Here is a 17,997-nt window from a genome sequence, read left to right as displayed (position 1 = left end):
TTCCCTTTACAACACTTCTTTTATATAAGGTTCCAATTTATCATAAATGTCAAGTAAATCCTGTTTCGTAAAGATGAAATCTGGGTTATGAACGATTTCGTTAAGCAAGAAGAGAACATTGTGAGGCCCCTTCATAGTAAGGTGTTTATTTAAAGCACTCATCGCAGTGGAGGGCAATCCAAATTTCTTTCCCCCACCGGCTATCCGATTTAGCATTGCAAACAATTCCGGCGTCCAGTAATCCCGTAGTTTTTGACCAGGCTTTAATTTTGCCTGAGCTTCAGATTCCATTACTACGTCTTCTCCATGGCTCTTGATAAATTCATGTGTGATGATGTCTAATAGTGTCCTTAAAAGAACACCCGCAGAATTTTTGAATCTGTCAGCATCAATTTTCTTCAGCTCAGTTACTATGACAGTCACTCTCTGCTTTGAAAAGTTTCGAACAACGGTTACATCTTGAAATATAATTGACGTTCGCTTTCTCGCCTTTGGCTTAGGCTTGGGTTTCGGCGTAGGAGTTGGCGCAGGAGCAGGTGGTGGCGCAGGCGGCGTTCCTGGAACTGGAGATGGTGGTGCAGGACTAGGTGTGGGTGTTGGTTTGGGTGCGGGATTCGGAGTTGGTGTAGTACCAGGGGCAGGAGTTGGAGGTGCGGGGGGAGGTGGTGCTACAGTATAAATATCATCAAGGCTTTTCAACGTTGTTGTGTAAGCAATAACATCTCCAATACTTTCCTTTACAATCAAAGACTGATTAGGTTTGAACTTTTCGTTATAGCTATTAAAATACGTTTCTATCTCAACAGCAGTATTCGCTATCCTCGAATTAAAATCTTCGCTTACAATATCTAGAATCAGCTTTGCAAACGGCCTTAGAAATTCCTTTTTATCATAAGATAGGTATGCTTTACCATCTGCATCATTAAATTCTAATTTGAATAGACCAGCGCCTGTACTGGAAGCAATCGCGCGAACTAGATTACTTAAAGTAAATTTATTTTCATCTGCGATTTTTTCCTTTATAGTGGGTTCAAATGGCAATGCGAGTGCAAGATTATACAGTTGCAATGTTTCTAAATCACTTCTAAGGGAAGAGACCTCAATTGATAAAGCATTTGCGACTTCCGGTAATGTTTTTCCCGCCGTCATAAAACTGGTTGTATAATGCGCTTTCATGATCATTTCCCAAGGCCTAAGTTTGGCTGGATCATTTGTGTGGCGCTTAATCAGTACTGGCGCTGCGGCCAATCGGTCGTTATAAACGATAACATTTAAATCAGACAGTTCAGAAAGATCAGCATTTGTTGAAGCTTCCTTGAATTTGTTTTGGTGTTTAATAGCAAGACTCGGATTAGCTAGAAGTTTCATAGCAACTAGCCTCCTATTTCCTTCAATCACACTATGTATTCCATCTTCCTCAACCGCAATTAAAGGTTCACTTGGAAATATGCCGTTTTCAGCAATTGATTCAGCAACTTCCAAAATGTTCTCACGCTCTTGAAGATAATCCATTACTGATGTGGGATCAATAAACGCTCGGCTTTGGGGAAGTCTTGGATTTTTTAGATCAACCTGAAGGTCATTGACTGAAAGTGTTTTGAAGGTGTAGGATTTCATTAATTGTATAATAGTGAGAATAAATGTGCACAATATTCTTTATATTAAATATTTATACAAATAAAAATATAGAAAATCATGAATTTATTCCTGTGAGTACAGCGCAAATGTTCTTACGTGATTAGCATCTATTTTTTTATAACCAAATGCATCAATGCAGGATCGCTCAGCAACCGTTCCATTTCCAACTGAATGATCCGCTGTACGTCCTGCTTGATCTCTATATAGTTTCGCTGAACAATAGCATTGTCCAGCTTGCGAACCAACGGTATTTCTTTATACCCGTCAATCTCTTTTTTAAGCGCGTCATGGTCGTTGATAATTTCGGAGTGAAAGGCTTTCAACTCAATCTTACAGTCCGGGTTATCAGCTACCATACCTACAAACTCACCAGAGCTTAACGAAGAGATCCGCGACGGCGGCACTGCTGCTTCCAACTGTTTTGATTTACTGATTGACGTATCAGACCTATTAATGGATAAGCTCTCGCGATCCTGCATGATCTTACCAACCCGCTCTGAGATTTGTTTCGCCGTATCACCGGAGACCTGACCTGCAGCAATGTTACCAACGATATTCATGATGACGTCGGCTTGTTCCTTGCCATAATCCTTCCGCAACTGGCTGGCATCCTGTATGCCCAGGCAGGTACTGATTAGGTTACTTCTGCCGGTAGCAATGGTCGGGATAATGTCCGTGGTCAAGGTGGGAAACTCATCGAACACCAAGCTGCATTTCAGCTTGCCTTTTTGATTGATATTTTTCAACAACCGATTGGTAAACAGCGATAGTACAGCTCCATAAATTTGAATCTTCTGCGGGTTGTTGCCCATGCAAACGATCTTGGGTGCAGCGGGATTATTGATGTCCAGCGTGAAGTCGTTACCTGACAACACATAGTAGAGCTGTGGTGAAGCAATCCGGGCCATCGTGATCTTCGCCGATGCGATCTGCCCCTCCAGTTGTTCTACCGCGTCACGGAGGTAAGCACTGACAAAAGGATTGATCAGTACTTCAATTTCTTTTTGAGTACGTAGAATAGTAAACAGGTCGTCGTACTCCACTTGCATCAGTTCAATCACGTGGGGCAGCGTACAAAATTCGCCGTCCTTATATTTCCGGAGATACCAAATGATGGCCGTTAAAAAGTTGATGGGGCTTTCCACGAAGAAATCTCCTTGCTTTTTGATCCACTCCCGGTTCAGCCCTAATAAGATGGTACGCGCCGATTCTACCGCGTCGGTAATGTCAAGCATGGCTGACGGATCCAGCGGGTTACAGCGATGGCTATGAGAAAGGTCATCAAAGTTAATGGAATAGAATTTCGGTTCCACCTTGTATTTATCCTTGTTGTTCAGCCAGGTATTATAAGCAATGACAGAAAGATCCGGCATCTTAAAGTCATACACGAACATCGCAAATCCCTTCTTGATGTGCTGGGTGATCACATGCCGAATAATGAAGTAACTCTTACCGGAGCCGGGTGAACCCAGTACCAGCAACGCCCGAAACATGTTGATATAATTGATCCAAGAGTTGCGCACTTTCCCTTTGAGCTTGTACCGGGCCGGCAGGTTGATGGAATATTCATTTTCAATCAGCCGTTCCTCCTGTGGGAAGGTTTGATTTTCGGTGTTGAAGATGTCGTCTTTGAGCTTGTCCCGGATAATGCGGGACAGCATGGTGCCGCCACTTAAAAACAGCATATAGCCCAGGGTAGTAATGGCCATATACAAAAGCGCTACGACTGATACCTCCAGTTTGACCAGCAACACTAAGCCACTGATAAAATAGAATACCAAGCCAGTCAGCAGGTAAATACTAGCCGTCTTGAAGGTCTGCTTTTCGTCTTTTTTACCCTGTACACCGATCAGCGCGATCATCAGAAACCCTAACGCGATCAGCTTCGCTTTGTAAAAGTTGCTGAACAGGCCTGTCCGTATGATATTCTCCAGCAGGCGGTCGGTCAGGGTTGACACGAAATGCCACCCTGCAAATGCCGCATAGCACTCCTTGTAAAAATGTAAAATCAAAACCACCAAACTGATCAGCCTGGTCATGTCCAGGATCTTGCGCATGGCCTGATCGTTTTCTCCTGTCTGCATCTTTCCTCCCTTTTTTAATCGTTCATTCCTAAGACGGCTCAATACGCGGCCGCTTCTTTTTCTTCTTACTCCGTGATAGCTGCCAGTCCATCCGCTCCGACTGGTCTTCCGGCTGCAGCAACGCATCTGCCAGATTCATTAGGCCGGGCAGGCCTGTAGCTGTGTCCCCACTTGCAGCCCCTTTTTTCACACCGGGTTCAACCGCCTGCTTATCCTGCGGATCTGCCCTGTCATCCGTTACCTGACCCGGCACCAATGCTTTCGTTTTTTCCTCACCGGCCTGCCGTGCTGAACACCGTTCCAGGATCGCTTTGGCACTGTATGTTTTTCCAAGGGCACTACCATTAAATACTACTTTGGTACGATGGTCAATAAAGGTGATCCCATAGATCAAGCCGGCCTCATTCTGCCTGATGACCGTATCAATGCCCTCCATTTTCAGCGCGGCTACCAAGCCCTTTAAATTTGTACGGCCATGCAGCAAGGCCCTATCTATTGCATTTTTAATCCTTGCCCGATGAGGTTCCTTGGCTGTCATGTTCAAGCCGAAGCGCTGCTCCAATAATTTAAGGGTAGGCTTATTGTAAAAGTCACTGGCCTTAATGGGTACACCTACCTTGTTACCGGCTTCATCAAGCACCCGGTAAACCAGACCATGATGCTGAAAAACCCGTGAACTTTCACTTCCCCGGTCTGCTACTACATTATACTGCTGCAGTATTGCATTCAATTCAGGCAGCGAAGCAAACTTGTAATGCGGCAGCACCGTTTCCAGTACGTTACCAATCGCCCGTTTCGTTTCCGAACGGCCGTACTGCACTCTTGCGGCATTGACCGGTTTGAGCCGGAAAGCCTCTTGCCGCTGGCTGTCTTCCGCTTTGACCAAGCTAAATTTCTGCTCAATTTCTTTACGTATTCTTTCCGATTCATTGCGGCCAATGTTTTGCGTATTTACCCGGCTGCCGTCCGCTCTTACTTTTACCGAAACAATATGAATATGCGGATGCCCGGCATCGAAATGCTGGTACATCAGGTAAGGCAAATCATCAAAGCCAATACCTTTCATATAAGCATCGGCTATCTCTCTTAACCGTTCCTCAGCATGGTTTTCCGACGGATCAAAATTCAATGAAATGTGCACACTGTTACGGGTCACATTTTCATTTAGCGCCGCCTGATTCACCAGCCTAGCCAACTTCTGCTGGAAGGATAGATCTGCCGCTTCCATCGGATAATTTTCGGCGCCGATACAGACGGCAACACCTTCCTTCACCTTGTTCTCATTATAGTTCAACAGGCGCAAAATGGAATGCCCGGTTTTGATCACTGCAACCATTGCCCGCCCATTTTTTTAATGACTATTTTGATAGCTTCCATCTGGTCAGAAAGCAGGTGTTTGTCACGCTCAAATCCGACCAACCAATGCTGCATTTGCGGCAGATGATCCAGCGTATGCAAGCGGTGCACGGCCTGATTAAAGTTGTTGCCGATCGCATTCAGTTCTTTGCGCAAAACGATGAGTTCAGCCATCAGCTCATCCATGGAACGGTTGCGGTAAGAACTGACTAATGGCTTACCGAAGATCAGCCGACGAACGTAATCGCTCAGCTTACGGCAATTGCTTTTCTTCCATTCTTTCTCCAAACCGTCATATTCACCGGTCGTCAGCCGCAGGCCGATAATGCGGCTTCTTTTGGTATTCTCCTGTTCCATCACTCATCTCCTTCACCATTAAATCGTTTACGAATTCAGCACTTTCCAAACCGCCCCCGACTTCGGAGGGGGCGGCCAGATACGGTTGTTGTTAAACAACCGGACATCTGGCCGATTGCGGAGGAGGCAATCTTCCTCCAGCTTTTGGCCCTGAAACCTATAGTTATAAAAAGCCTCTGTTATCCGTCCAGGCGCTGCTTCATCTGCTTTTTGGGCACGGCGCCTTTACCGCTCAGCCACTCATTCAAATCCTTGTGCTGGCTGTACAAGCTGCTCTGATCCTGGAAGCCTTCATTTAAGGAAAGTGCATATTTGGTATAAGCTTCGCCGGTCGTATCATGATCCAGCCAAAGCTTTTTGACAGGATAACGGGCCATCATCGGACGTGCCCGTTCAAACATGGCTGCGCCGTTAAGCACCAAAATATCATCGTCCTTATGCTGTTCTTTTGGGTAAAGTGTCCGGAAGGAAAGGAAGTCGAAAAAGCCTTCGAATATGTGCAGTTCGCTGCCGTCCTTTCCGATGTGGGTAATGTCCTTTGGAGCGCTGCTGCATTTGAAAAAAGCATTGCGGATTTCGTAGCCACCGGCATCATTTTTAAAGCCGATCCCATAATAATTCCGGCCGTCCAGTTCGTATCTGATCTCACTGCAATATTGCTCTGCAACGGAGAGCGGAATGTGCCTTTCATGCAGGTAATGAATGAGCGGATAAGCAAACAAGGGACGCACAGTTTGCACCTGGATTCTGCTTTCCGTTTCGGGGTGCTTATCCGGCTGATGAAAAGATATTCCGGCGTGCTGTTGAACGGTAAAATCAGGACCAAATCTCTCCATCAATTCCCGCACGGTACAGTTATAATATAAGAGACCGAAGTCAATGAGATTGCCGCCTTCTCCTAACCCGTGATCATACCACCTGTTCAGGTGCCTGTTCACTTTAAAACTGGCTTCACCTTCTGAACGTAAAGGCGACAAATACCAGTAATCCACATCCCGTTTGACCCGCTCCGGCTGGTAGCCGAGTCTGGCTAAGTAATCGACCATATCAAGTTTCCTGATCTCTTCCAACGAGAGACCTGTGTTGCTGAATTCCATATCCCACCAAATCAAGTTCAACCTTCAGTATAGCACGAAAGTAAACACAGCAAAAGGTTAAAAACGATGCCCGCTATATTTTGATGAGGATCGGTATCTATAGTCTAAAAACAAATCTGCTAAAAGCGCTCTCGCAGGAGAATCAGATCAGGCTATCAGGCCGAGACGCAGCAGTAGACCTCGTGCAGGTGCATGTCTCCGGGGGACATAAGGGCGAAAGTTTTCAGTAGCAAAATCATCAAGTTCGGTATAAGCCTGATAAAGTTTCTTCAGATCAATATCCCATTCAAAATCCGTATTCGCGTCCAGCCGGACAATGATTAACACCTCATCTATAATGCCTTGGATTTCATACCTCCTGCCCTTAGCGCTTGTGAAGTGTGTTTCCAGCGCTACCCTGGCCAGAAAATCGGTATAAGTAATGAGTGGTAAGTTTTTCTTGTAGGGCATAAGACGGTTTTGAATATTGTAAATTTAAGTTATGAGTTCTATTTATGCAGCGATTATTTTATCTTTAGTTTTGAACGGCATCAGTCAGCAAACGTCCGCTTGTTTTATCTGAGATTTAAGTTTTATGGTTACAGTAGGATAATGAACCTTAGAACAATTTTGGCTGACGCGGCCAGCATTTAATATACACATTGATTACGAAATTAGCTTACGAATATATACTGTTAAAGATTCACCAGTTTTGCTGATAACATAATTCAGGCAAGTCATGTCTTCAACAAATGATTTGTAATTTTAAAAACAGTAAACTTTAGGTAATGGATACACAAGATTCACATCCAAAAATAGACTTTAAAGAGTTTCAAAAGGTCAGCGAGCGATTTTTCTCTGCTATGGACCAAATTGTAGCACAGCATGGTTATGAGAAGCTGACACCCCTTAATGTTTCTAATCAGGCTAAGCTACCTGAAGAAAGCATTCAGCGATACTTTAACAGTTTCGAAATGCTTTGTAAAATGTACGATCATTATGTTGTGCTTAATCAGCAGTTGCGGCTTGCCTCTGGCCAGACAAAGTTAGATTAAGGACAGCATTGATGATGTGTTTGTTGCCAAAGGCTGGCTGTCCGCTTTCTTTCCATTACGGGATCAGTATAACTTCTCGACAGGATCAATGATAGGTAAATATAATTTGCTAAGCTTTAATGACCTTGTATAGGTCAAAGGTAATATGTTTATTCCCCGCTATATTTTGATGAGGATCGTTTCCAGGCAGCCGCCTACCTTTACAGGATTAAAAACTTAATAATATGGATATGGCAACGAATGTAATGGAGAAGGTTTATGAAACCTTAATGTGCAGCCCGGGAATGAATGAGGCCGTGAAAGTTGATCTGAAAATAAACCGAAAAACGATTTTATTACTAAATAACGTAATCGATAATAGCCTGAATCCCGATGCTGAAAACCAGACGGGAAGCCTGCTAAAGATGCTTCCCCAGGAAGCAGCAGCTGAACTGAAGGAGTTGGCAGAAGAATGTTTGAAAAAAGCAGGCCTTACCGAACTTAGTGAAAAAATTAAAAGTCTGAGCGTTAAGTAAGTGATTGGCCTGGTTGTAGATATCGACGACGCTCATTTCTAGGCTCACCACTTACACAAAAAAGCAAGTGCGCGCGAAGCAGTGCTCTTGCTTTCATCTTAACTCGTGAAGAAGGATGCGGGCGCATCGCGCTGGCATTCTGATGGACTGGCCTGGTCGCCTCAGCAGTCATGTAGCAGGACCGGTAAATCTTCAGCAAACGGCAATATCTTTAACAGATGGCATCACCGGTTGCATATCGCAGGGATTGGTATTGCTGAAATATAATATTTCTATATTTGAACTATATGGCGCACCGGCGTCATCTTAAAGAAAGAAGTTTATTTATGGAAAAATTAGCCGAACTGAAAGCGCTGGTAGAGACAGCGGAGAAAGAAGGAACTGCCTTCTACGAAAAACACAACAATGCAGCCGGAACACGTTTGCGCAATGCCTTGCAGCAGATCAAAGTGCTGGCAACGGACTTGCGTAAGGATGTTACGGAAACAAAGAATGCCGCCAAGGCATAAGGCTAGGGCCTGCCTCAACGGTGGGCCTTCTTTAATTTCTGGTCCACAAAAAGGCTGGCAGACATTAATGCGTTATAAGCATTTAGCTGCTTCAATATAGAATATAAAAAAGCCCCGAAGGGCTTTGGTTTAAGTAGTGCGTTGTTCGTATTGCACATTTAGGATGTAATCGGCGGCTTTCTGTGCTTGTCCTGCAGCTTTCAGGATCAGTGATTTATCATTTTTAAGTGCTTTCAGCCAACCTTGCAGATAAGCGGCACTATTTTCCAAGGTCTGCTGCCCGACACCGGTAATTCCACAGAGAAACGCTGCGGTAAGTTCTGCCGTAAGTTCCTCCCTTGAATAAGGCTCGCTGCCAAATTTATTAGGTTCTATGATTTCCTTCCGTCCAAGTCGTTTTTGGTGTCCGGTACTATGGGCCAACTCGTGATACAAAGCACAGTAATACTCTTCACAGGAGTTGAAGTTTTGCTTGTCCGGAACCGACACCTCATCCCTTAACGGATAGTATACCGGATACTGTCCCTGAAGGTTCAGCGCAGGCGGGTTAGGCATATTTCGGATCACCTCTTCACACGCTTCAATTTTTCCGATGGTGGTGTGATTTGATCCGAGCACCTCCGGAAACTCAACACCCTCAGTCTGCTCTACATTAAATACCGTATAGACTTTAGGAACCATCCTGGATCTTACACTAGCCTCATCTATAGACAAGGGGTCACCGGCTACATCTTCAGCCGTTCCTGTTTTGATGCTGGCCCAGTAAACAATTTTCACTCCGCTTTCCCCTTTGCGGATCGTTCCTCCTAAATGCTGTGCTTGCTTGAAGGTGATATAGCGCGGCGTTTGATAACCTTTCAACATGGTGTGAAAATTGAGCCAGAAAACATTCCAGCCACGGTAGCTGACTCCGGTTGTTACATTGGTAGGAAAGCCTGTTTCGTTCCAGCTGCAACGCCAGACTATATTGCCTTTTTTCAGTTGCTCAATTACTGCGTCAGTTACTTCCTGATAAGTGTCTTTGAAATTCTTGTAAGTTTCCATAACCTAAAATTTTAAATGAGTAAAAAATTAATTATGGCGGCTACTCCGCCTGCAGGGCGCAATAAGGGCAAGGTGGAGATCGGAAAAATGCGGAGGCTCCCGATAGGGATACCCATTTTTCCGATACTACCTTGAATGCCGTTGAAAAAAATAATAGAAATCCCGTTTGCGGACTGACGGGCGAACTTTGCTGCAAATGATTAATGCTTACTTATTTATTATTAGTCTTCTCGAATCGTAGAAAGCTGACTCCTAGCATCAGCAGGACAATTACTAAAAATTAAGGGCTTTAATGGCAATGAATTAGCGTTAATTTAAGCGGACTACCTTGCTGAACGATAGGTAAATAATTTCATAAAAATTTACTATTTAAATTTCACCAATTGGAGAAATTTAAATAACTTACTCTAAAAAGAAGTAATATGGATACGCCAGTCAATTTTGCCAAAGCCAGCTTCAAAGATTTTGAGGAGATTCCAAACATGAACGCTTTTGAGCGTGCGGAACTTTTTTATGAGTTTACTGACTACATGCTGGAAAATGGTCATATGAACTACCGGTTCATGACCACGAACGGTTGCAGCCCGGAGATGTGGGTAACTTCACCATTTAATAAAGAACCAAAAAAGTGTGTAAGCCTGGTTTCTAACGATTACCTGAATTTTACGCAACATCCTAAAGTTAAAGAAGCAGCGATCGAAGGTATCCGCAAATACGGTACCGGTGCAGGCGCATCGCCACTGATTGGTGGGCATCATGAATACCATGAAAAATTAGAACATAAGATATCGGCCTTCTTCGGCCGCACACCGGATTCAACTATTATCTATACAACAGGCTACACGGCAAATAGTGCGACCTTACTTGCGCTTTTGAATAAGACAGATGTGGCAATTGTGGATATGGCCGTGCATGCCAGTGTGTATGAAGGCTGCAAGAACACCAATACTAAAATGTTCCCGCATAACAACTTGGAAATGCTGGAGCGTGCGCTGAAAGAAGTACGGGAAAAATACCTTACCCGCATCGTTGTCATTGATGGCGTCTATTCCCAGGACGGCGATCTGGCGCACATGGATGAAATCTATAAATTGACGAAGCAATACGGTGCTTTCCTAATGGTAGATGATGCCCATGGTATTGGCGTACTTGGTGCTACCGGCCGGGGAGCCATTGAAAAATATAATCTTTTGGACAAAGTTGACCTGATTTCCGGAACATTGAGCAAAGCTTTTGGGCATATCGGCGGCTTTGTGGTGGCCAATCCTAAGATGATCAATTACCTGAAATTTCAATCAAGACAACAGGTGTTTTCTTCAACCTCTACACCTGCCTCTGCGTGCTTACTCAAAGCGCTTGATTTAATTGATGAGGAGCCGCAATGGCGGCAAATGCTGGATGCTAATGTGCAGTATTATAAAAAAGGATTATTAGATATGGGACTGAATATCGGCATCACAGAGTCAGCCATTATTCCTGTAAAAATTGGTGATGCACATAAAACGGGGGATGTTGCCCGGTTGCTTTTAGAGGCGGGTGTTTATACTAATGCCATCGTGTATCCCGGTGTCTCCAGGAAAAACGCCCGGATCAGAACCAGTCTGATGGCCACACATACCCGTGAACATCTGGATAAGGCACTGAACGCATTTGATTATGTAAACCAAAAATTGCATATTTCCCATACCAATTAGGGAAACCATGACAAGAAAGAAGTATCAGGGCGCTGTCAATGATAAGGAGCGTTCTATGCAAAAACTGATTGATGCTGTTGGGGTCATCATCAAGACCAAAGGTTATACAGGACTAGGGCCGACTAACATCGCCAAATGCGCAGGTCTGAACAAAAAGCTCATCTATCTTTACTTTGGATCGGTAGAAAATCTGATTGAGATCTATGTAAAAGGTAAGGATTATTGGGTAGCTGCTACTGGAAACGCGGGGGAACTAATGGAAAAAAATAAAGGCAAAAATACTAAAGATATCCTTGAAGCCCTGCTCGTTAACCAGTTAGACTACTTTTATCAAGAAGAGGAAATGCAAAAGATCGTATTATGGCAGATCAGTGAACGGACGAAAATCATGTATGACGTTTGCGAAGAACGGGAGCGGTTAGGCGATAAATACTTTGAGTTAGCCGATCAGGAGCTCAAAAACTCAAGCGTAGACATCCGAGCAATTGCAGGACTATTAGTGGGCGGCATATACCACATGGTGTTACACGCAAAATCAACGGATAGCCTCTTTTGTCAAATTGATGTAAATCAGGAAGATGGCAAAACACGAATCAAAACCGCGATAAAACAGATTCTTAATGCAGCCTATTCACCTGATTTTGAATTAGGTGATTGATAAAGAGATAAAGGCTTTATTTGTCAACGTATATCACATCAACAATAGAACTACTTCAAACTCAATTTACGTATTTGATTTAAGACTAATGCTTTTCAAATCATCAAGTGGGTTTTTAATAATCACCTTGTTTTTAATAAAGTCTTTAAAGTTCTTTACATGATTATCATATATTAAATCCCCGATACTACTAAGTGTGGCTTTAACACAATCCTTGTCGATATATACACCCCACTGAGCAGTTACACGTCTTTTATAGATCTTATCATCGAAGTAGACCTCGCCAGAACGTGGAGTCAATCTATTAAAAGTCGCTACGAAAATATCATTCTCGATAGGAGTGGTTTCTAAGTCTTCAATAAACTTATTCTGTTTATGGATCAATTTTATGTTCTTATTTACTGACATTTAAAAGCGTAGTATTTATAAGCATGAAATAAAAATATTAAATTATTCACGGTGAAACAGTGAAGATTAATCTTAGTACATAGATACATCCCAGTCAATACCATTATATGAATATCGGAGTACCCCCGTTATAAAGACAAGGCATGATATTACAGGTTTGCACTTTTCTTTAACGAGCCTGAAACATTAGCTATGATCCTTAACTTTTTTAAACAGCCGTTGAATGTCCGCTTCATTCAGTGTTCGAAAATCAAATAACTTATCGATACTATCTAGTTTTAAAACCTTGGCTATTTCCTGAATGATATCTGCTCTTGGATTTGCACCCTCATTTTCATACCTATTTATAAATTGTTTGTCTTTATTCAAGTTCGAGGCCAAAACTGCTTGGTCTATCTCTTTCTCCACCCTCAATTGTTTAATTCGCAATCCGAATTTTATTCTGAATAACAGAGTTTCATCTTTCATTCAACGAAACTCTATTACAAACAAAATACCTGGTCAACAAATTTGTTTACTATTGATATTTAATTTATATTTGAATGAATAAAATTTAGTAATAAGAGTCTTGCGATTACAATATCTGACGCCGTGACGTAAGACAGCAGTTATTTCCCATGTCTATGTGTAGATGTGTTATATTAGCACGTTGAAATAGATGTGGGGGCTGCTGTAATTCCATGTCACGTAAGGCGTCAGAAACTTTTATGTAATCATGGTCGGCAGTCCCCACATTTATTGGTAATTGCTCTCTTCCAAGACTCGTATCAAATACGAGTATGTACGAAGCATTAATTCACTTTTCTATAATGAATTTATCCCCTCAAAGGGATTTGGTATGCTTTTTTTACTTGTTAGATAAAACTTGTTATTCCTATAAACTTTTTTTCAAAAACATTATTAAAGCGCCGGTTTAACTTAAAGATAACCTGAAAGGCTTCGAACTTGTAGCTAGCTACCAATTCTTACTTTACACCGAATTGTTCCATTAGACTTCTTATTGACTGAATTTCATGAAAAAAACTACACTGAATATAGTGCTGGCCGTGCATTGCTTTTTTTTCAGCGCAACGGCACAAGATAAATCCACTGCCAGCGGGCTCAGAATTGGCGATCAGGTTCCTGACGTCATTATAAACAATATCATCAATTATAAAGATGCAAATGGCCAACCCGCTACCACTGCTAAAATATCCGATTTCAAAGGCAAACTTCTCATACTTGACTTTTGGGCCACCTGGTGCAGCCCCTGTGTGGCCATGATACCTAAGATGGATAGTCTGCAAACGGAATTTTCGGGAAAACTACAATTCCTATCAGTCACTTATCAATCGGAAAAAGAATCCATTTCTTTTCTGAAAAAATTAGAAAAGCAAAAAAGCCACCACTATAATTTACCCAATGCCGTTGCTGATGAAAAGTTAAGCAAGCTATTTCCGCATACTTACTTACCTCATTATGTGTGGATTGATGCCAGCGGCAAGGTAAAAGCTATAACTGGATTTCAGGAGGTCAGTTACAACAATATTAAAAAGGCTATCGAAAAACAATATACCCGTCTTGCTGAAAAAACTGAGGCGCCTCAAGTTGCTTTTGACAAAAGCACTCCTCTTTTAATAGACGGAAATGGAGGCGACAAGAGCAAATTGCTTTATCATTCCATTCTCTGCCCATATATCGACGGCCTTGAACTAGCAGGAGATTTTTCGGCTGACAGCCTTCATGGTAGAAAGATATCGATCAGGAACGCAAATTTAGCCTGGCTTTATCAGGTAGCCTATTCTGAAAACGGGCATGTCTTCAATGAAATGAATACGGTATTCGCTGTAGCCGATTCCTCCAGATTAACATCCTCAAAAGTCGGTAAAGCCTATCGCGATTGGTTACAGGCAGGTAACGGATTTTGTTATGAATTAATTATACCCCCTGCAATTATGAAGCAGGGGAACAAAATCATGCAACAAGACCTGTTGCGTTATTTCAGCAGGTATTCTGCTCAGATAGAGCAAAGAGAGGAGTACTGCCTCGTTTTAAAACGCACTTCCAGCACCGATAAGTTAAAAAGCAGTGGCGGTAAGCCTCATATTGATCTTGACAGATTTGGATATCAGCTTCATAATACAACCATCGGTAACCTGCTTTACCGATTAAACTTCACGCAAAGAACTCCCTTGTATCTGATTGATGAAACGGGATATAACGGTAAAGTCGATTTAACTATTCAGGCAAGTTTACCAGATGTGTCAGCCGTGAATAAAGAACTCGAAAGGTATGATCTGACTTTTGAAAAATCGAAAAGAAAAAGAGAAGTATTGGTGATCCGGGATACTCAATAATCTTCCTAAGCAGCGCTCTGCATTTTTATCACTTCCTCATTACCATGAATTATGAAACAAATTATATTCATTACAATATTTCTGTGCTATGCTTTTTTTGTATTCGGCCAGCATCCCATTACCGGCAGGGTATATTCCGGAAAAGATAGCATCCCGTTACCCGGCGCAACTTTATATGCCGAGCCTACACACGTTTTAGTACGTGTTAACGAGAAAGGACAGTTCCGGATAAGCGATATCGGAACGAAAAACAAGCTTGTCATTTCTCATATGGGTTATGTAACGTCTGTGGTCAACCTTTCACTGAACCCCGAAAATCATTTTGAAATCTATCTTAAGGTAGCTTCCAACCAATTAAACGAGGTGGTGGTAAGTACCGGTTATCAACTCATTCCTCAGGAACGTGTAACCGGGTCATTTGTACAAGTGGACAATAAACTACTCAACAGATCTTTAAGTATGGACATTGTATCACGATTGGCTAACGTAGTTCCAGGTTTAACTTTTAATAATGTTGGGACCGGATTTAATAATCAGACGCAAATTAGCATACGTGGTCAAAGTACCATTTCCTCCAGAACCGATCCTTTAATTGTAATAGATAACTTTCCGTATGAGGGTGATGTAAACAACATTAATCCGAATGACGTAGAAAACATTACCATCCTTAAAGATGCCGCGGCTGCCTCGATATGGGGGTCAAAGGCCGGTAATGGTGTCATTGTAATTACCACAAAAAAGGGAAGATATAATGGAGCGCCAAAAGTTTCCTTCAATTCAAATATCACTGTTGGAACAAAACCCAACTTGTTTTACTTACCGCTCATCACCCCAGCAACCTATATCGATATTGAAAAAGATCTGTTTGCAAAGGGCTTCTATGCTAGTCGTGAAACGTCGGACAATAAGACTGCACTAAGTCCTGTAATAGAAATATTGATTGCCAAGCGTGATGGTAAAATTAAGGCGGGTGCCGCTGATGCACAAATCGAGGCGCTAAAAACGTACGATCTGCGTAACGAATATGAAAAGTACATTTACCAAAATAGCATCAACCAGCAATACGCCTTCAACCTAAACGGAGGCAGCAGCAACCAGCGGTATTTCCTTTCAGCAGGGTATGATAAGAATTTAGCTTCATTAAAAGGGAATGCCTATGACCGCATCACCTTAAATGCCAATAACACCTATAACCTCCTTAAAAACAAGCTGAGTATAACTACACAGGTTTATTATATAGAAAGCCGGGACCAGCAAAACAATAATCAGGGTATAAATTCATCTGCTTATAACCGGCTGTATCCTTATGCAAGGCTTGCAGATGAATCTGGTAACCCGCTTGCTGTAGCCGTGGATTATCGCAGCAACTTTACTGATGCAGCAACTGGCAAAGGATTACTGAACTGGCAATACAGGCCGCTGGAGGAACTCCGCCTGGCTGATAACCAAACTAAAATAACGGATTATAGGGTGAATGCAAACGTTGGATATAAGCTATTCCCGGAGCTGAGTTTAGGATTATACTACCAGTATGGACGCAGTATTAATGCAGGACGTAACTATCAATCGCAGGAGGCTTATTACACCAGGGATCTGATTAATACCTATACTGCTGATGGTCCGGACGGTAGCCTGACCAGGCCTGTCCCAATGGGGGGAATACTAGATCTGGCTGCTACCGACATCCGCAATCATAATATACGGGCCCAGGTCAACTATGATAAGAACTGGGGAGCCCGGCATGTCTTTACCGCCATCGCAGGGACAGAACTTTCAGACAGGCATAGCTTGAATAATAGTTATAGACTATACGGGTATAATGATGAAAATGCCACAAGCCAACTGGTCAATTACACCAGCAACTTCACCTCATACGTTAATCCATCCGTCACGTATCTTCGTATACCAAACCGGGACGGACTGACAGATTTATCCGACCGGTTCTTTTCTTATTATGCCAATGCTTCTTATACGTTTGACAACAGGTATACCATTTCAGGAAGCGGCCGAATGGACCAGAGTAACCTTTTTGGGGTCAATGCCAATCAAAAAGGCGTACCGCTTTATTCGGCCGGGATCAGCTGGGATATCAGTAAGGAAAATTTTTACAGGTTTGACTGGCTGCCGTATCTGAAGGTTCGGGTAACTTATGGCTATAATGGCAACGTTAATAAAAGTTTATCTGCTTATACAACGGCCTACTATTATGGCAACAATGGTTACGGTCTGCCATATGCAAATATTCAAAATCCACCCAACCCGGAGTTGCATTGGGAGCGCGTAAAGATTACCAATTTTGGCGTTGATTTTGAATCCAGGAACCAGATTGTTAAAGGAACTGTTGAGTATTACAACAAGCGGGGAATTGATCTTATTGGCACTACGCCTTATGCGCCTCAAACCGGCATCAGCACATTTACCGGTAATACCGCCAATACCAGCGGCAATGGTGTCGATATTACTATCAGTTCAAAAAATATTGACCGGACATTCAAATGGAGCAGCGACTTCCTGTTCACCTACATTCAGGATAAGGTTACACGCTACCTGGCCAAGAGCACCAATATTTCAAACTATCTAAATGCTTACAGTAACGTTCCGACAGAAGGTAAGCCTCTTTATGCGATTTACAGTTATGCCTGGGCGGGGCTCGACCCGTCGACAGGAAATCCGCAAGGCTTCCTGAACGGGAATGTCAGTACTGATTATGCCGCGATCATTGCGGCTGCAACCGCAGAAAGCCTGGTGTACCATGGATCAGCCCGTCCTACTTTTTTTGGGGCGGTGAGAAATACGTTCAGATTTAAAGCCTTATCCGTTTCGGCTAATATCAGCTACCGTTTAGGTTACTATGTAAGACGGGAATCCGTAAATTTTGACAATGTACTTAACGGCAACGGAGGGCATGCCGATTATTACCAACGCTGGCAGCAGCCGGGTGATGAAGTTATCACTCAAATTCCTTCCTTGCCTTTAGCAACCAATGCTAACCGCAATACATTTTTCACCTACTCTTCTTCACTTGTTGAGAAGGGAGATCATATTCGTTTTCAGGATGTGAATGTAAGCTATGACCTGTTTAAGAACCAGTTCCGCCGGATGCCTTTTTCGCATGTGCAGCTTTATGCTTACATAAATAACCTGGGAATCATATGGAAAGCCTCAAAGTCAGATTTAGACCCTGACTATCAAACGCGGTATGCTTTACCGCCCGTGAGAACTTACGCATTAGGTGTTAAGGTTGACTTTTAATATAACAAAATGAAC

General features: G+C 42.8%; 17 protein-coding genes. 8 read left to right on the top strand and 9 right to left on the bottom strand.

Annotated elements, in window-relative coordinates:
• Positions 1-6: 6 nt before the first annotated feature.
• From ACFQZX_RS17830 to ACFQZX_RS17805, 6 genes are all read right to left on the bottom strand, one after another.
• A complete protein-coding gene (locus ACFQZX_RS17830; protein ID WP_377117941.1) occupies positions 7-1,617 on the bottom strand; it encodes a ParB/Srx family N-terminal domain-containing protein in 1,611 nt (536 codons plus the stop codon).
• Between the two features lie 128 nt (positions 1,618-1,745).
• The gene (gene mobC / locus ACFQZX_RS17825) at positions 1,746-3,722 is read right to left on the bottom strand and encodes a conjugal transfer protein MobC (protein ID WP_377117939.1); all 1,977 of its coding nucleotides are present in this window, start codon (positions 3,720-3,722) and stop codon (positions 1,746-1,748) included.
• A gap of 28 nt (positions 3,723-3,750) precedes the next feature.
• Complete coding sequence (locus ACFQZX_RS17820) at positions 3,751-5,058, bottom strand: relaxase/mobilization nuclease domain-containing protein (protein WP_377117937.1); 1,308 nt, start codon at positions 5,056-5,058, stop codon at positions 3,751-3,753.
• Positions 5,046-5,435: a plasmid mobilization protein gene (locus ACFQZX_RS17815; RefSeq protein WP_377118619.1), complete on the bottom strand. Its 390-nt coding sequence runs from the start codon at positions 5,433-5,435 to the stop codon at positions 5,046-5,048. Before ACFQZX_RS17815 ends, ACFQZX_RS17820 begins: the two co-directional genes overlap by 13 nt.
• 179 nt (positions 5,436-5,614) lie before the next feature.
• Entirely contained in the window at positions 5,615-6,412 is a 798-nt protein-coding gene (locus tag ACFQZX_RS17810; RefSeq protein ID WP_377117935.1) for a toprim domain-containing protein, read from the bottom strand.
• Positions 6,413-6,679: 267 nt separating this feature from the next.
• On the bottom strand, positions 6,680-6,982 hold the full coding sequence (locus ACFQZX_RS17805) for a hypothetical protein (protein ID WP_377117933.1): 303 nt from the start codon (positions 6,980-6,982) through the stop codon (positions 6,680-6,682).
• Positions 6,983-7,299: 317 nt separating this feature from the next.
• On the opposite strand from ACFQZX_RS17805, the gene ACFQZX_RS17800 reads away from it, so the two are divergent.
• From ACFQZX_RS17800 to ACFQZX_RS17785, 4 genes are all read left to right on the top strand, one after another.
• Positions 7,300-7,566, top strand: a complete 267-nt coding sequence (locus tag ACFQZX_RS17800) for a hypothetical protein (RefSeq protein ID WP_377117931.1) — start codon at positions 7,300-7,302, stop codon at positions 7,564-7,566.
• A 224-nt stretch (positions 7,567-7,790) separates the two neighbouring features.
• Positions 7,791-8,081, top strand: a complete 291-nt coding sequence (locus tag ACFQZX_RS17795; RefSeq protein WP_377117929.1) for a hypothetical protein — start codon at positions 7,791-7,793, stop codon at positions 8,079-8,081.
• A gap of 115 nt (positions 8,082-8,196) precedes the next feature.
• Positions 8,197-8,391 carry a hypothetical protein gene (locus ACFQZX_RS17790; RefSeq protein WP_377117927.1) on the top strand — a complete coding sequence of 65 codons (195 nt, stop codon included), beginning with the start codon at positions 8,197-8,199 and terminating at the stop codon, positions 8,389-8,391.
• Between the two features lie 16 nt (positions 8,392-8,407).
• Positions 8,408-8,590 (top strand): histone H1, encoded by a 183-nt coding sequence (locus ACFQZX_RS17785; protein ID WP_377117925.1) that lies wholly within the window; start codon positions 8,408-8,410, stop codon positions 8,588-8,590.
• Between the two features lie 129 nt (positions 8,591-8,719).
• Here ACFQZX_RS17785 and ACFQZX_RS17780 read toward each other — a convergent pair whose 3' ends face one another.
• Positions 8,720-9,634 (bottom strand): ArdC family protein, encoded by a 915-nt coding sequence (locus ACFQZX_RS17780; protein WP_377117923.1) that lies wholly within the window; start codon positions 9,632-9,634, stop codon positions 8,720-8,722.
• Between the two features lie 422 nt (positions 9,635-10,056).
• Here ACFQZX_RS17780 and ACFQZX_RS17775 point away from each other — a divergent pair, with 422 nt between their 5' ends.
• Positions 10,057-11,328: an aminotransferase class I/II-fold pyridoxal phosphate-dependent enzyme gene (locus ACFQZX_RS17775; protein ID WP_377117921.1), complete on the top strand. Its 1,272-nt coding sequence runs from the start codon at positions 10,057-10,059 to the stop codon at positions 11,326-11,328.
• A gap of 7 nt (positions 11,329-11,335) precedes the next feature.
• A complete protein-coding gene (locus tag ACFQZX_RS17770) occupies positions 11,336-11,986 on the top strand; it encodes a TetR/AcrR family transcriptional regulator (RefSeq protein WP_377117919.1) in 651 nt (216 codons plus the stop codon).
• Positions 11,987-12,052: 66 nt separating this feature from the next.
• On the opposite strand, the gene ACFQZX_RS17765 is transcribed toward ACFQZX_RS17770, so the two are convergent.
• Both ACFQZX_RS17765 and ACFQZX_RS17760 read right to left on the bottom strand, forming a co-directional pair.
• Positions 12,053-12,394, bottom strand: a complete 342-nt coding sequence (locus ACFQZX_RS17765; RefSeq protein WP_377117917.1) for a hypothetical protein — start codon at positions 12,392-12,394, stop codon at positions 12,053-12,055.
• Positions 12,395-12,580: 186 nt separating this feature from the next.
• Positions 12,581-12,862, bottom strand: coding sequence for a helix-turn-helix domain-containing protein (locus ACFQZX_RS17760; protein WP_377117915.1), 282 nt, complete (start codon positions 12,860-12,862; stop codon positions 12,581-12,583).
• Between the two features lie 545 nt (positions 12,863-13,407).
• On the opposite strand from ACFQZX_RS17760, the gene ACFQZX_RS17755 reads away from it, so the two are divergent.
• Together ACFQZX_RS17755 and ACFQZX_RS17750 are read left to right on the top strand one after the other, a co-directional pair.
• Entirely contained in the window at positions 13,408-14,730 is a 1,323-nt protein-coding gene (locus tag ACFQZX_RS17755) for a TlpA family protein disulfide reductase (protein WP_377117913.1), read from the top strand.
• Positions 14,731-14,781: 51 nt separating this feature from the next.
• Positions 14,782-17,982 carry a SusC/RagA family TonB-linked outer membrane protein gene (locus tag ACFQZX_RS17750; RefSeq protein WP_377117911.1) on the top strand — a complete coding sequence of 1,067 codons (3,201 nt, stop codon included), beginning with the start codon at positions 14,782-14,784 and terminating at the stop codon, positions 17,980-17,982.
• Positions 17,983-17,997 lie beyond the last annotated feature (15 nt).

The organism is Mucilaginibacter litoreus (assembly GCF_042676805.1).
GTDB lineage: Bacteria > Bacteroidota > Bacteroidia > Sphingobacteriales > Sphingobacteriaceae > Mucilaginibacter > Mucilaginibacter litoreus.
The sequence above is the reverse complement of the archived record's forward strand: the minus strand, read 5'-3'. Positions and strand labels throughout refer to the sequence as shown.

Excerpts from the sequence above, each read along its gene's own strand:
- ACFQZX_RS17800 (WP_377117931.1), top strand. The coding sequence starts at position 7,300 with ATGGATACACAAGATTCACATCCAAAAATAGACTTTAAAGAGTTTCAA.
- mobC (WP_377117939.1), bottom strand. The coding sequence starts at position 3,722 with ATGCAGACAGGAGAAAACGATCAGGCCATGCGCAAGATCCTGGACATG.
- ACFQZX_RS17760 (WP_377117915.1), bottom strand. The coding sequence starts at position 12,862 with ATGAAAGATGAAACTCTGTTATTCAGAATAAAATTCGGATTGCGAATT.
- ACFQZX_RS17790 (WP_377117927.1), top strand. The coding sequence starts at position 8,197 with ATGCGGGCGCATCGCGCTGGCATTCTGATGGACTGGCCTGGTCGCCTC.
- ACFQZX_RS17750 (WP_377117911.1), top strand. The coding sequence starts at position 14,782 with ATGAAACAAATTATATTCATTACAATATTTCTGTGCTATGCTTTTTTT.
- ACFQZX_RS17765 (WP_377117917.1), bottom strand. The coding sequence starts at position 12,394 with ATGTCAGTAAATAAGAACATAAAATTGATCCATAAACAGAATAAGTTT.
- ACFQZX_RS17770 (WP_377117919.1), top strand. The coding sequence starts at position 11,336 with ATGACAAGAAAGAAGTATCAGGGCGCTGTCAATGATAAGGAGCGTTCT.
- ACFQZX_RS17780 (WP_377117923.1), bottom strand. The coding sequence starts at position 9,634 with ATGGAAACTTACAAGAATTTCAAAGACACTTATCAGGAAGTAACTGAC.
- ACFQZX_RS17795 (WP_377117929.1), top strand. The coding sequence starts at position 7,791 with ATGGATATGGCAACGAATGTAATGGAGAAGGTTTATGAAACCTTAATG.
- ACFQZX_RS17785 (WP_377117925.1), top strand. The coding sequence starts at position 8,408 with ATGGAAAAATTAGCCGAACTGAAAGCGCTGGTAGAGACAGCGGAGAAA.
- ACFQZX_RS17775 (WP_377117921.1), top strand. The coding sequence starts at position 10,057 with ATGGATACGCCAGTCAATTTTGCCAAAGCCAGCTTCAAAGATTTTGAG.
- ACFQZX_RS17815 (WP_377118619.1), bottom strand. The coding sequence starts at position 5,435 with ATGGAACAGGAGAATACCAAAAGAAGCCGCATTATCGGCCTGCGGCTG.
- ACFQZX_RS17755 (WP_377117913.1), top strand. The coding sequence starts at position 13,408 with ATGAAAAAAACTACACTGAATATAGTGCTGGCCGTGCATTGCTTTTTT.
- ACFQZX_RS17805 (WP_377117933.1), bottom strand. The coding sequence starts at position 6,982 with ATGCCCTACAAGAAAAACTTACCACTCATTACTTATACCGATTTTCTG.
- ACFQZX_RS17830 (WP_377117941.1), bottom strand. The coding sequence starts at position 1,617 with ATGAAATCCTACACCTTCAAAACACTTTCAGTCAATGACCTTCAGGTT.
- ACFQZX_RS17820 (WP_377117937.1), bottom strand. The coding sequence starts at position 5,058 with ATGGTTGCAGTGATCAAAACCGGGCATTCCATTTTGCGCCTGTTGAAC.